The organism is Geodermatophilus maliterrae, assembly GCF_041018925.1.
Classification (GTDB): Bacteria; Actinomycetota; Actinomycetes; order Mycobacteriales; family Geodermatophilaceae; genus Geodermatophilus; species Geodermatophilus maliterrae.
This window is the reverse complement of the sequence record NZ_JBFNXQ010000005.1, coordinates 80,288-93,066: the sequence shown is the minus strand read 5'-3', so window position 1 is coordinate 93,066 and position 12,779 is coordinate 80,288. Positions and strand designations below refer to the sequence as shown.

Annotated in this window: 13 protein-coding genes and 2 pseudogenes; 6 read left to right on the top strand and 9 right to left on the bottom strand. The window is 73.3% G+C overall.

Going from position 1 to position 12,779, the window contains the following annotated elements; translation table 11 throughout:
- Positions 1-113: 113 nt before the first annotated feature.
- The 3 genes and pseudogenes from ABQ292_RS03135 to ABQ292_RS03125 form a co-directional block, all read left to right on the top strand.
- The gene (locus tag ABQ292_RS03135) at positions 114-1,361 is read left to right on the top strand and encodes a DUF4032 domain-containing protein (protein WP_369203116.1); all 1,248 of its coding nucleotides are present in this window, start codon (positions 114-116) and stop codon (positions 1,359-1,361) included.
- A 192-nt stretch (positions 1,362-1,553) separates the two neighbouring features.
- Positions 1,554-1,778, top strand: a complete 225-nt coding sequence (locus tag ABQ292_RS03130; RefSeq protein ID WP_369203114.1) for a hypothetical protein — start codon at positions 1,554-1,556, stop codon at positions 1,776-1,778.
- 61 nt (positions 1,779-1,839) lie between these two features.
- Positions 1,840-2,091, top strand: a pseudogene (locus ABQ292_RS03125) (transposase); the annotation flags it as partial.
- A gap of 61 nt (positions 2,092-2,152) precedes the next feature.
- Here the strand turns inward: ABQ292_RS03125 and ABQ292_RS03120 are convergent.
- Positions 2,153-2,920 carry a GAF and ANTAR domain-containing protein gene (locus ABQ292_RS03120; protein WP_369203112.1) on the bottom strand — a complete coding sequence of 256 codons (768 nt, stop codon included), beginning with the start codon at positions 2,918-2,920 and terminating at the stop codon, positions 2,153-2,155.
- A 311-nt stretch (positions 2,921-3,231) separates the two neighbouring features.
- Here ABQ292_RS03120 and ABQ292_RS03115 point away from each other — a divergent pair, with 311 nt between their 5' ends.
- The gene (locus ABQ292_RS03115; protein ID WP_369203110.1) at positions 3,232-4,173 is read left to right on the top strand and encodes a patatin-like phospholipase family protein; all 942 of its coding nucleotides are present in this window, start codon (positions 3,232-3,234) and stop codon (positions 4,171-4,173) included.
- A 775-nt stretch (positions 4,174-4,948) separates the two neighbouring features.
- Here ABQ292_RS03115 and ABQ292_RS03110 read toward each other — a convergent pair.
- The 5 genes from ABQ292_RS03110 to ABQ292_RS03095 form a co-directional block, all read right to left on the bottom strand.
- On the bottom strand, positions 4,949-5,152 hold the full coding sequence (locus ABQ292_RS03110; protein WP_369203108.1) for a hypothetical protein: 204 nt from the start codon (positions 5,150-5,152) through the stop codon (positions 4,949-4,951).
- Between the two features lie 69 nt (positions 5,153-5,221).
- On the bottom strand, positions 5,222-5,674 hold the full coding sequence (locus ABQ292_RS26730) for a DUF8691 family protein (protein ID WP_499802700.1): 453 nt from the start codon (positions 5,672-5,674) through the stop codon (positions 5,222-5,224).
- A complete protein-coding gene (locus ABQ292_RS03105) occupies positions 5,671-6,243 on the bottom strand; it encodes a DUF2306 domain-containing protein (protein ID WP_369203106.1) in 573 nt (190 codons plus the stop codon). Before ABQ292_RS03105 ends, ABQ292_RS26730 begins: the two co-directional genes overlap by 4 nt.
- Before the next feature lie 190 nt (positions 6,244-6,433).
- Positions 6,434-7,138 (bottom strand): hypothetical protein, encoded by a 705-nt coding sequence (locus tag ABQ292_RS03100; protein WP_369203104.1) that lies wholly within the window; start codon positions 7,136-7,138, stop codon positions 6,434-6,436.
- Between the two features lie 153 nt (positions 7,139-7,291).
- Positions 7,292-10,096 carry a winged helix-turn-helix domain-containing protein gene (locus ABQ292_RS03095; RefSeq protein WP_369203102.1) on the bottom strand — a complete coding sequence of 935 codons (2,805 nt, stop codon included), beginning with the start codon at positions 10,094-10,096 and terminating at the stop codon, positions 7,292-7,294.
- Between the two features lie 198 nt (positions 10,097-10,294).
- On the opposite strand from ABQ292_RS03095, the gene ABQ292_RS03090 reads away from it, so the two are divergent.
- Positions 10,295-10,723: an ester cyclase gene (locus ABQ292_RS03090; protein ID WP_369203100.1), complete on the top strand. Its 429-nt coding sequence runs from the start codon at positions 10,295-10,297 to the stop codon at positions 10,721-10,723.
- A gap of 99 nt (positions 10,724-10,822) precedes the next feature.
- Here the strand turns inward: ABQ292_RS03090 and ABQ292_RS03085 are convergent, their stop codons facing one another.
- From ABQ292_RS03085 to ABQ292_RS03075, 3 genes and pseudogenes are all read right to left on the bottom strand, one after another.
- Positions 10,823-11,551 (bottom strand): enoyl-CoA hydratase/isomerase family protein, encoded by a 729-nt coding sequence (locus ABQ292_RS03085; RefSeq protein WP_369203098.1) that lies wholly within the window; start codon positions 11,549-11,551, stop codon positions 10,823-10,825.
- Positions 11,552-11,561: 10 nt separating this feature from the next.
- Positions 11,562-11,813 (bottom strand): LysR family transcriptional regulator, encoded by a 252-nt coding sequence (locus ABQ292_RS03080; protein ID WP_369203163.1) that lies wholly within the window; start codon positions 11,811-11,813, stop codon positions 11,562-11,564.
- A gap of 52 nt (positions 11,814-11,865) precedes the next feature.
- Positions 11,866-12,168, bottom strand: a pseudogene (locus ABQ292_RS03075) (NAD(P)H-binding protein); the annotation flags it as partial.
- On the opposite strand from ABQ292_RS03075, the gene ABQ292_RS03070 reads away from it, so the two are divergent.
- Positions 12,169-12,699 carry a TetR/AcrR family transcriptional regulator gene (locus ABQ292_RS03070; RefSeq protein WP_369203096.1) on the top strand — a complete coding sequence of 177 codons (531 nt, stop codon included), beginning with the start codon at positions 12,169-12,171 and terminating at the stop codon, positions 12,697-12,699.
- The last annotated feature ends 80 nt before the right edge of the window (positions 12,700-12,779 follow it).

Here is a 12,779-nt window from a genome sequence, read left to right as displayed (position 1 = left end):
AGGGAGTCCGCGGACAGCGGCGGGCCTCCACCCGCTGCCCTCATCGTGCAGGAGCTGCACTGCCGCGCGCTAGCCTCGCGGCAAGGGCCGAGTCCGAGGACCGGAGGTCCGGTATGCGCTTCGTGTTCAGCCCGCCCGCCGAGGCGGCGGCCGACCTGCTGACCCTGCCCTGGGGCACCCCGCTGTCGCAGTGGACCGACGACCGGATCGTCGAGATCCCGCAGCACGGGCGCTCGCGCCACGTCGTCCGGTTCGTGGCCGAGGCCGGGCGTGTGGTCGCGGTCAAGGAGCTGCCCGAGCAACCCGCCCGCCGCGAGTACGAGGTGCTGCGACGACTGCACGAGCTCGGCATCCCGGCGGTCGAGGTCATCGGCGTCGTCGTCGACCGGCCCGGTGGCCAGGAGGCGCTGCTGGTCACCCGCTTCCTGGACTACTCGGCGTCCTTCCTCGCGCTGTTCGCCAACCCGCGGGGCGCGCACCTGATCGACCGGGTGATGAACGCCCAGGTCGAGCTGCTGGTCCGCCTGCACCTGGCCGGCATCGTGTGGGGCGACTGCTCCCTGGCCAACACCCTGTTCCGGTTCGACGCCGGGACGCTGGCCGCCTACCTCGTGGACGCCGAGACGGGGGAGGTGCACGAGCGCCTGACGCAGAGTCAGCGGGACCACGACACCGACGTCGCCTATGCGCGGGTCGTCGGCGAACTGACCGACCTGCGGGAGAGGGGCTCCCTGGCCGAGGACCTCGACCCGGCCCTGGCGGCGGCCGACCTGGTGGCGCGGTACGAGCAGCTGTGGGCCGAGCTGACCAGCGAGGAGGTGATGCCGCGCGACCAGCAGCAGTTCCGCGTCGCCGAGCGCATCCGCAGGCTCCAGGACCTGGGGTTCGACGTCGGTGAGATGGAGCTCGTCGACGACCCCGCCGGTGGGACCCGGCTGCGCCTCACCACCCGCGTCGCCGAACCCGGCAACTGCCGGCGGGCGCTGTTCACCCGGACCGGGCTGGACGTGCAGGAGAAGCAGGCCCGCCGCCTCCTCGCCGACATCGCGAGCTACCGGGCCGGGCTCGAGCAGGTGGAGGGCGGCCCGGTCTCCGAGACCGCGGCCGCCATCCGCTGGCTGACCGACAGGTACCAGCCCACGATCGCCGCCATCCCCGCGCACCTGTGCAGCCGGCTGGACGCCGCCGAGATCTTCCACGAGATCCTCGAGCACCGGTGGTTCCTGTCCGAGGCGGCCGGGCGGGACGTGGGCATGCATGCCGCGGTGCGGGACTACGTCGACGGTGTGCTGTCGGCGGTGCCCGGCGACCTGGTGACGCCGACGCCACGGATCGCCGACCAGGGTCCCGCGCCCCTGTGAGCGACCGCTCGCAGGGCCTGCTCCCACCTGCCCTCCGAGCCACGTCTCGGCTGCCCTGACCCCAGCTGGGCTGCGGCCCGCCTCCGACCTCCGCCGCCGTGCCGACTCCCAGCGCAGGACTGCAGACTCCGGCACGCCCGAGTGCGGAGGAGAACGACGGCCCCCGGTGCGGCGGGCGAGAAGCCGGTCGTCATGACGGCGACCACCGAGGAGCTGCCGCCGTCTGGACCTCTCCCGACGCCGGGGAGCATCCCGCTCTCCTGGCGGACGCCTGCGCTGAACACCGGCGCCGCCGTCTTCGACGACATGCGCGTGGTCGTGCGCAGCCACACGCCGACCGGCGATGTCGCGGCGGCGGTGCCGTTCGCCTGGCACTCGACGATCGAGTGCGTTCTCGACTTCCTCCCGCAGGGCTGACGGGTTCCAGCGGCCCATGCGGTGCTCGAGGCGAGGGACCTGGTGTGCTGCCGGAGTGGTCGACGAGAGCTCTGACAACCCGCAGGTCCGCCGCTGTCTGCGCCACCGCGGGATCACCGCGCGGATCGCTCACATCGGCCGGGACTCCAGCGCTCGCCTGGGCCGGCACCGCTGGGTCGTCGAACGCACGCCGGGCTGGCTGCTGTCCTACGAACACCTCGCCCTGCGCTACGACCGCACCGCGGTCACGATCACTGCGCTGGCCCGCCTGGCGGTCACCCTCGTCTGCGCCCGCCACCTACCGACCGACTGATGCAACGTCTTCGTCAGTCGTCGATCGGCCGGGGTCAGGCACGACTTCGAGGCCAGGTCCCCTACGAGCGTGTCACCACCTGACACGACGCTCCCTGGTTCGGGCTCTGAGGGTCACGGCTGACGCCGTCGACGAGGCCTTGAGCGATGTCCCGCAGTTTCCGGTTGGACCGCTGCGAGGCGGCCGCAAGGAGGTTGAAGGCCTGAGCCGCATCGCAACGCCGCTGACTCATCAGGATGCCCTTGGCCTGCTCGATGACGGCCCGGGTCTGCATGGCGGTGTCCAGGTGCTGAGCCAGCTCCCGGGTGCTCTCGTAGAGGTGCATGTTGTGGACAGCGACAGCGGCGTAGGAGGCGAACGCCCGGGCGACGTCTCTGGCGTCGTCGTCGGGAGCATCGGGCTCGATTGCGTACAGGTTCACCGCCCCGTTGATGGTCTCCCGCACCGGGATAGGGACCGACAGGGAGCTCAGCGAGCCGCGTTCGACGCACGTCTCGGTGTAGCCGGGCCAGCGGGGCTCTGTACGGGCGTCGGTGATCTCCCGGATCTCCTCGCCGACAGCCGCGTCCAGGCACGGGCCGTAGCCGCGGCCGTACTGCGACTCGTCGAGATCGAGCGCCAGCTTGCCGGTGTAGGCGGCGGTGGTGGCCCTGTCGTTGACCACCAGGCTCACCGACGCCTCGGCCACGCCGGGGATGACCTGCTCGGCCAACTCAGCGACCCGCTGGAGCATGGCCTCCATCGAGATGTCGTCGAACGAGAGCCGGCCCAGCTCGGTGAACGCCGCGGTCACGTCCAGTGGCTCCGGAGACGTCTCTTCGGTGCTCATCGCGGTCCAGCCTCTGGGGTCCGGCTGACCGAGGGAGGCGCTCGGCCCCGAAGTGAGTCGCCCTGACAGGACCACCCGAGATCGACCAGGCCGCTGTATGACCCGTCGGAAGCCGCTGAGCGCGGCATGTACCCAACCTACTCGCCCCGGAGCCCGACGGAGAGCGCCTGCGGTCACCTACTGGCGGGCGGGGCGCATCCGGCCTGAGGGACAGCCGGTCCGGGGGCGGGCCTCCTCGGCGGCCACTGGTGCCCCGGGAAGCCGGCCGGGCGCGAGATGCTGGGCTCCTCGATCCAGGGGAGGCGTCACAGATGAGAACGGTCGCGATCGCCTGTCAGGGCGGCGGCAGTCACACCGCGTTCACCGGAGGAGCGCTGCAGCGTCTGCTGGCCGATCCCGACCACCGGGTCGTGGGCCTGTCCGGTACCTCGGGTGGCGCGGTCTGCGCTCTGCTGGCCTGGTACGGCCTGCTGACCGGTGGCGCGGCCGAGGCCGGCCGGCTGCTGGAGCGCTTCTGGGCAGCCAACGCGGCCACCACGCTGAGCGCGAAGGCGGCAAATGCCTGGCTGGTCGGTCTGGCCCGGCTCGAGGGGCGGGTGTCACTGCCGACGGTCAGCCCCTACGCCTATCCCGACATCGCCGGCGGCGCCTTCGTCGACCTGCTGACCCGCCACGTGGACGTCGATCGGCTGGCCCGGCTGCAGGAGTCCCCGCCGCAGGACCAGCCGCTGCTGCTCGTCGGCGCCGCCGACGTCCTCACCGGCGACTTCCAGGCCTTCTCCAGCCGGCGCGGGGAGATCACCGTCAACGCCCTGCTCGCCTCGGCCGCCGTTCCGCTGCTCTTCCGCGCCGTCGAGGAGCAGGGCCGGTACTACTGGGACGGGCTGTTCAGCCAGAACCCGCCGGTGCGCGAGCTGCCCGATGCCCGCCCGGAGGAGCTCTGGGTGATCCGGATCAACCCGCGCAGCCGGGCCACCGTGCCCAAGACGGTGGGCGACATCGCGGACCGGCGCAACGAGCTGGCCGGCAACCTCTCGCTGGAGCAGGAGCTCTACCTCATCGGCAAGGTCAACGAGTGGGCCGATCGGCTCGGGGACCCCTATCGGCGCATCGAGATCCGGGAGCTCACGCTCGATCTCGGCGTCGACCTCGACCTGGCCAGCAAGCTGGACCGCCGGCCGGCGTTCATCCGCCGGCTGTTCGACGGGGGGCGCGAGCAGGCGGAGGAGTTCCTGGCCGGGCTGCCCGACTGACAGCCGGGGCCAACGCCTCTGCGGTCCTGCGAAGGCCGCTCGTCCTCTCCGTTCACGAGGATCTCCAGACGTGCCGACAGAGCCGTGTGAAGAGCGTCTCGTCTCCGAGGCGACCCACGTGCGAGAGGCAGGAGATGGGGACTGCTGCACGGATCAGTGACAGGTCGGGTCAGGCCGCCTGAGCTGCAGGCGTGTGGGTGATGGTCTCGTACGCGTTGGGCGTCAGCCGACCGAGGGCGTCCTGTCGGCGTCGGCGGTGGTAGGTCCGTTGTGCGGTGCTCGGTGATGTCGGTCAGCCACAGCTGGTCGGGCGCGGCGGCGGTGAAGACGCGGTCGACCTGGTCGTCGTGGACCGGTGGGCCGGGACGCCCGCCCTCGCCCCGGCGGGGTCCGCCGAATGCGCTCCACCGGTGGTTGGCCGAGCAGATCGCCCAGGCGGTCCGGCCTGTCATCGGTTGCCCGTTCGCAGCGGCTTCATCGACGAGGAGCCGGTTACCGAACTCCGGGTCGTCGCGGTGGGCGTGGAACAGCGCGTCGGCCCGGTAGGCCCGGGTCAGTTCGCTGGCGGTGACTGTGCGGACCAGCCACCGGTAGTAGGGCTGGCGGGCGAGCTCGAGACCCCGGCACGTCACCGCGACGCCGCTCCGGGACCCGGGTGGCTGTCGCGCACCGGCTCAGGAAGACGTTGCGGACGTCGGCCTCCGGTCGCTGGCCGGTCGTGACCCGTTGTCGCACAGGGCAGTTCATGTCGTCGCCGCGGGGGAGGCGGGCGTGCTCACCGGGACCTCTGCTGGCCCCGGGCGATGAGGACGAGGCCGCCCACGACGACCACGATGGGCATCCACGACGGCAGCCCGAGCGGTCCGAGCAGCAGGCCCACGACGGGGAGCAGGAGCTGGAAGCCGAGGTAGAGGCCCAGCGCCACCAGCACCCAGAAGATGGCGGGCTGCTCGGCCCGCAGTCGGCGCAGGTGGTCCATGGCGTCTCCTCGGTCGTGTCAGTGGGCGCGGGTCGACGACACAGCCTGTCCGTGGACGGCCGGCTCGAGCTACCGGGGCACATCGGCAACCCGGGGTCGGGACTCGAGTCCACTGTGCACCGGAGACGTCCCTACACGAGGACGGCGTGGACTGTGGCCGCGGGCCGGAGGGTCAGGCGTCCGGGGCTCACCGAGGTCGCCAGCACCAGGCGCTCCGACTCCGGGCTGGGTCTCAGATCGGGTTGCGGCTGCTGTACCGGCGCGATCGAGGGTGCGCAGCGAAAGCAGCGGAGCGCCGAGGTCGCGGATCCGGGCGAGGACACCGTGCAGGTGCGCCTGGTCGACGACCGGCCCGGTCAGGCTGGTGGTGCCGTCGTCGAGGCGGACCAGGGCAAGGTCGTCGAGGGTGGCGGCCCAGTGATCGTCGAGGTGCCCCGCGACCCGGATCTCATGAGTCGCGGAGCCGGTCGCGGTCGGGCGGGTCCGGCCCGGGCCGGCGGGGCTCGTCGCGGGGCTGGTCATGTCGGTGCCCCCACTGGCGCGCCGTGGATCGTGGTGGCGCCGCGTGGGTGGCGGCGGGTGCGCCGGCGAGCGAGGCGGCGGATGGCCCATTCGGCGACGGCGAGGTTGACGACCCAACCGGCGCCCGTGGCCAGGTCCATGCGGAGCTCGCCGGAGCCGACGACGGCCTCGGCGATGCCCTCGGTGAACGCCTGGGTGCCGGCGGCCAGGCCGATCGCGTAGGCCCGGATCATCCAGGCCCGGTGGGCGCCGATGTCGCGGCGGCGGATCGCGCTGATCCCGAGCAGCAGGCTGGCGGCCATCGCGACGGCGAACACGAGCCGGAGGACGTGGAGCAGCTCCCCGGTGCCGGCCCGGGCCTCGTAGAAGAGGGTCAGCCACAGTGCCGACCCGGCGACCGCGAGCCCCGCCGCGATCACCAGACGGCCGGCGCGGCGGTGCCATGCAGGGTGGCGGCGCCGGATGCGGGGCACGAACTGGGACGCGCCCACCAGCGCGAACGCTGCGGCGCCGACGATGTGGACGACGAGGGCGGCCGGGAAGCCGGTGAGCCGGTCGTCGGCCGGCATCAGGTCGGTCCGCCGGCGAGCCGGACGAGCCGGAGCGAGCCGGCCGCGAGCGGGATGGCGGACAGCGCCACCAGCGCGGCCGGGGCCGGCCAGCCCCGAGGCTGGCCGGCCCGCTGGTCCCGCGGGAGCGGTGATCCCCCACCGGATGAGGTCAGGGAGGAGGTCGACCGGGCGGCACGTTGTCGCACGGTCATCGGACTGCGGGCTGCCCGGCCGGGCTGGCGGCCATGGTGGTCGAGGGGAACGTGGCGGGCCCGGTCCGACGTCCATCGCGGGGGTTGCGCCACAGGGACACGCCCAAGGCGATGAGCGCGATGCCCGCGGGGACGGCGAACGGCCGGTTGAACGACTCGGGCAGGACGGCGAGCGCGGCGGTGGCGGCGGCGCTGACGGCGAGCAGGGCGGCCGCCCACCGGGCGAGGACGCCGGTGCGGAGGAGGGCGATGCCGAAGACCAGACCGCCGACGATGTAACCGGCCCCGGCGACGTCGAGCAGGGTCTGCACTCCGCCGATGTCACCGTCCGGCGTTCCGCCGTTGGCGGCGACGACGACGTCGTCGACGAACCCGGGCTCGCTGTCGACCAGATTGGGCAGGACGGCGGCGGCGATGACCTCGACGGAGAGCAGGGCCAGGTACCCGACCGCGAACACGAGGTAGCCGACCAGGCCGAGGACGCCGGCCCTGCGGTGCTGGCGCAGGTACATGCCGGTGATGCCCGCGAGCGCCAGCGCCGCCATCGCGGACTTGGCGCCGCTGCGGGCCACCCACTGGGTGGTCTCGGTGGTGAAGGAGCCGGTGGAGGGGTGGCCGAGCTGGACGGTGACGAAGATGGCTCCGGCGACCGCGGCTGCGGCGCCCGCGGCCTTGGTGAGGCCGGTAGCGGTGATGGTCATGACGGAGCTCCTCGTCCCGGTGCCGGGCGGGTGTCCGGCGATGTCGGAGACGCTAGGAGCTCGGTGGGCGGGTCCACGTCACATGATCATGTGACTTCCTTGGTGATCTGGTCTCGGTGGCTCGACCTCGTGATCCCAGCTGCCGGGGCGGGCCTACAGCAGGCCGAGCTCACCTGCGCGGCTGACCGCAGCCCGCCGGGTGTTCACGTCGAGCTTGGTGAAGATGTGCCGGGTGTGGGTCCGGAACGTGTTGACCGACAGGAACAGCCGGTCGGCGATGTCGGGGCCGGTCAGGTCGGTCGCCAGCAGCCGGAGCACCTCGACCTCCCGCTCGCTCAGCGGCTCCCGGCTCCCGAGTGCCGGTGGGCGAGGACAGGAGGGGTCATCCTGCTGGCGCTCGGCCGCCTGGAGCAACGCCGCTGCCTCTGCCGAGCCGAGCAGGTCGGGGCGTCCCGCGGCCGCCCGGAGCAGCACGCCCATCGCGGGTCCTTCATCGAGGAACAGCCGGCAGTACCCGACCGGGACGCCGGCCCGCAGTGCGCGACCCAGGTCTGCCAGCGCGGCGTCCGGGTCGCTGTGGCGGTGCCCGAGGGACCGCACCAGCAGGGCCTCGATGAGGCTGCCGCCACGATCCGCTGCCTCGGCGGCGGCCACGATCCGGTCCAGCAGCGTGCGGGCGTCCTCGAGGGTCTTCGGTCGTGGGGCGGCGCGGTGCTGCGCGATGAGCAGACGGGCGAGCACGAGCTGGTCGTACTCGGCCGAGTAGTCCGACGGGCTGTCGGAGGTGACGTGGTGAGCGCGGGCCCACGTCGCCGCGTCCTCCAGCCGCCCCTGCGCGATGCGGACCCGCGCCCGGCTCGCGGGGATGGGACGCACGTCGGGGAAGTAGCCCGGCAGGTACAACGGCTGTGCCTGCTCCAGCATGCCGACGGCGCCGTCCAGGTCGCCGTGTGCCACCAGCAGTCCGGCCATGGCGGTGTACCAGCGGTGTCGGTTCTCCGGCAGCGACGCGCGTTCGCCGAGCTCTCTCGCCATCCGTAGGTGCTCGGCGGCGGCGTCGAGGTCGCCTTGTTCCCTCAGCACGTCCGCGAGGCCGACGTGCAGGTCCCCGGTCGTGGACAGCACCGGGCCCGGATGGGCCTCCGCCGTCCGGAGGGCGCGCTCGTAGAGTCGCCGCGCCTGGTCGGGCTGTCCGCGCGCGAGCCACATGGTGGCGAGGACGACGGTCGTGCCGAGCTCGTCGGTGACGTTGCCGGCGGCGTGCAAACTGCGCACGGCCTCGCCGAAGGTGTCCACCGCTGCGGGCAGGTCGCCGGCGGCCCATGCGGCCAGGCCGAGGAACCCGGCGCCGCCGGAGCGGGCGACGTGGTCGGCCGGCCCGGCCAGGTCCAGGGCGCGGCGGGCGTGCGCGATGGTCCCTGCGACGTCACCGCGGGCCTGGGCGACTGCGGCGCGGTACACGGCGGCCTGCGCCGGCAGGGCTCGCAGCTCCTTCTCCCGTGCGCGGGCTGCGTCAGCCAGGCGACCCGCGTGCGGCACGCCCGCCGCAGGTTCGCGCGTCGTCGTCCGGAGTGCCTCGTCGGCGTCGTCGAGCCAGCGCTCGGCCCCCTCCAGGTCGCCCACGGAGAGTCGCGCCGGCCCCATCTGCACGGCGAGGAGCGCGCGGCCGCGGAGGACGTCGTCGGGGAGGGCGTTGAGCCAGGCGCGCAGGGTCCGGTCCTGCCGCCGCTGGCGCGCCTCCGACAACGCCAGTTCCAGGAGGTCGGCTACGTGCTCGGCGTCGCCTGCGGCGAGGGCGTGGCTGATCGCGTCGCTCAGCGTCCCGTGTTCGGCGTGCCAGTCACTGGCTGCTCGGTGCAGGCTGCGGACCCGTCCGGGGCTCTCGGCCAGGAGCCGGGCGCGCAGCGCGTCGGCGAACAGGTGCTGGTAGCGGAACCACTGTCGCTGATCGTCGAGCGGGACCAGGAACAGGTTGCCGCGCTCCAGGGTCTCCAGCAGCCGTTGCCCGTCGCTGCCGCCGGTGAGCGCGTCGCACAGCGGCCCGGTGAGCTGATCGAGGACCGACGTGTCGAGGAGGAACGTGCGCACGTCCTCGGGGTGGGTGGCCAGGACCTCCTCGAGCAGGTAGTCGAGGACGAACCGATTGCTGCCGGTGAACGCCTCGACGAACGCGGCGATCCCATCGGATGCCGGGTCGCCGGAGCCGGCGGTGGTGTGGCCGCGGACCGAGAGGGCGGCGAGCTGGAGTCCGGCCGCCCAGCCCTCGGTCCGGTTCTCCAGGGCGGCCACCTGGGCGGGCTCGAGCCCGAGGCCCATGACCCGGTTGAGGAAGACATCGGCCTCCTCCGCGGTGAACCGCAGGTCGGCGGCGCGGACCTCGAGCAGCTCCCCACGGGCCCGCAGGCGGGACAGCGGCAGGGGCGGGTCCGCACGCGTCGTGATGACCACCGTGACCTGGGGCGGCAGGTGGTCGAGCAGGAAGGCGACCGCACGGTGGATCTCGGGGTCGTCGATGACGTGGTAGTCGTCGAGGGCGACGGCAGTGGAGCCGCCGAGTGCATCGAGGTCGTTGACGAGGCTGGCCACGACGTCCTCGACCGGGAGGGTGCGTTCGGTGTCCATCAGCGCCAGCGCCTCGGCCCCCACCTCGGGGCTGGCGGCCTGGAGTGCCGCCACGAGGTTGGTGAGGAAGACGTGCAGGTGCGCGTCGGTCGCGTCGAGGGACAGCCACGCCACCCGCAGGGCCTGCGGTCTCCGGCCCGCGTCGCGGTCCTCGGCCGGACCCGGCGACAGCCACTGGGTCAGCAGAGTCGTCTTCCCGTACCCGGCCGGGGCCGAGACGAGCACCAGCCGCGGCATCGTCGTCGAGTCCGCGCGGAACTCGACGTCCAGCCGCTCGCGGGGGACGAGCTGACGGCGCGGACTCGGGGCGCGCAGCTTGGTGCCCAGGAGCGGCATCGGGCCAGCGTAGGTGGGCGGTGTGCGGACGTCCCAGGCCCGCGGCCGGCCCACCGACCGCCCGGCTGGCGCTCCCGTGCGCTGAGCGGCACGGCCGCTGGGCGGCAGTCGGTCGGGCCGGTGTCCGGTCAGCTCGGAGACGACGCCCGACGTCTGCGCCGTGCGATCGGGACGGGGCGGCGGTGCCACACTGCGCCCATGCCGGATGAGGTCACCGAGACCAGCCGCCGGACGGTCACCGAGTTCGGCCGGCGTGTTGCGTCTGGTGACCTCAGCGCCTTCGACGATCTCGTGGCGCAGGACTTCGTCAACCACGCGGCGGGGCCTCAGGGGCGTGAGGGATGGCGGGCGACCTTCGCCCATCTCCGCCACGATCTCGGCGATTTCACCACCGAGGAACACCGCCTCCTCGCGGACGGCGACGAGGTGGCGGTCCACCTGACCATCCGCGGGCGGCACGTCGCGTCGACGATGCCCCTGCTCTTCGGCGTGCCGGTCACCGGAGCAGAGGTCGAGTGGACGTTCATGCACCGCTTCCGCATCGCGGACGGCCGGATCGCCGAGCACTGGGCGTGCCGGGACGACCTGGGCCTGCTCCGCCAGCTCGGGGCCTGGCCGCCGACCTGAGTGACACCTCGCGGCCCCGGCGTCCCCCACGAGCGATCGCGGCACGCGGCCCGACGCGGGTGTCGACGCCATCGGTACGCGCCCGTCCGGGAACTGGAGTCAGCGCCGGGCCAGCGCCGCCAGCGCGGCCTCGATGCGCAGCCGGGTGTCGTCGGAGGCCCAGCCGGCGAGGACGGCCGCGTCGTCCGGAGCGGTCTCCTCGATCGCCGCCTGCGCGGGGCGGTGCAGCTGGACCTTGGCGAGCCGGTAGGCCTCCGGTGACCGGGCGGCCAGCTCAGCCGCCAGGGTGAGCGCCCGGGGGAGCAGCTCGCCGGGCTCGGTGACTTCGTCGACCATCCCGAGGGTCAGTGCCTGCTCGCGGTCGACCGTCTGCGCGCCGAGGAGCACCTGGCCGGCCCGGGAGCCGAGCGCGTGCCGGACGATCTCCAGGGCGGCCGTCGGGAAGGGGACGCCGACCGTCAGCTCGGTCAACCCGATCCGTCCCCCCGACATCAGCCGCAGGTCGCAGGCCAGGGCCAGCACGCAGCCGCCGGCGATGGCGTGCCCGTTGACCGCCGCGACCGTCGGCCGCGGATGGTCGAACACGGCACGGAACGTGCGGGACAGTGCCGCCAGGAGCTCCTCGGTGTAGGGCCGGCCGCCGTCCAGGATCCGGCGCAGGTCCACCCCGGCGGAGAACGACGAGCCGCTGCCGGTGATGAGGAGCGCCCGGTCGGTCGCGGTGACGGCCTCGGTGAGGGCGTCGAGCAGTTCCACGTCGAGGGCGCCGACCCGGCCGTGCTCGATGCGCAGGACGGCGACGTCGTCTCGGTCCTCGGTGATCAGCATTGAGCCATCATCACGCGCCTGGCGTGACGCGACGGACCTGGTGCACAGCTGGTGGCTGCACGGGCAGTCGCCAGCTCGAGGTGGGCAGTACGGCGCGGGCGTGGTCGAAGAGGACGTGGTCGAAGAGGACGTGGGCAGCGGGGGTGAGGCACACGTTGCGGCCGACCCGCGTGTGCAGGCGCGTGCCGGCTTGGCGTTCCAGATGGCCGATCTGCTGGGAGACGGTGGAGCGACCACCGCGACCGTGCGTGTCTCGACGAATGACAGCACCGACGCCCCTCCCACGCCGGGGAGGTCCCAGTCCCCTGGCGGGCCGCCGAGCGGGTGAGCGCGACCTGACCGTCGACGATGATCTCCGGTCCGCCCTGCAGGGCGGACACCACCACGTCGGCTCCGGCGGTCGCCGCGTCCAATGACGTCGGGTCGGTGACGTCGCCGACGACCACCTCCGCGCCCTCGGCCACCAACGCGTCGACGGCACGAGCCCTGGCTGCGTCGGAGGGGGCGGCCTCCCGCAGCAGCAGTCGCACCGCGACGTCGGGCTGGTCGAGCAGGTGGGTGGCGATCCGGTTCCCGAGCATCCCGGTCGCACCGGCGAGCAGCACTGTGGTGGTCATGTGGCGTCCCTCTGTGGTGGGGGCCTGCTGATCGAGGAGGGCTTCGAGCGGCTGACGATGGACGCCGTCGCCAAGCGGTGCGGAGCGAGCAAGGCGACGATCTACCGGCGATGGCCTGGGAAGACCGCGCTGGTGGTCGCTGCGGCTGCGGCGCTGTTCGGCGCCCCGGAGGTGCCCGACACCGGCGACCTGCGCGAGGACCTGCTGGCCAGTGCGCGCGCCTACGTGCAGCAGGAGGGCCGCAACGCGCAGGTGCTCGCGAGCGTGGTCAGCGTCTCCCGGCACGACGCCGGGCTGCGGGAGGCCTCCCGGCGGGCACTCGGCGCGCCGTACGGCGGCCTGTTCGAGCGCGGGCTGTCCCGAGCCGTCGACCGCGGGCTCGTCCGGGAGGACGTGGACGTGGAGATTCTTGCCCAGGTGTTCCCCGCCTTCGCCTACCAGAAGGTCGCCGCACCGGGGCTGCTCGTCGGCGAGGACGACGTCCTGCGCGTGGTCGACGGTGTCCTGCTGCCCGCTCTGGGCAGGGCCTGAGTCGCAGGCGCCTCCCGCATCCTCCAGGCCCGGCGGTACGCCGACGCCGGAGGCGCGGTGATCCCGGTCCGAGCCCCTGA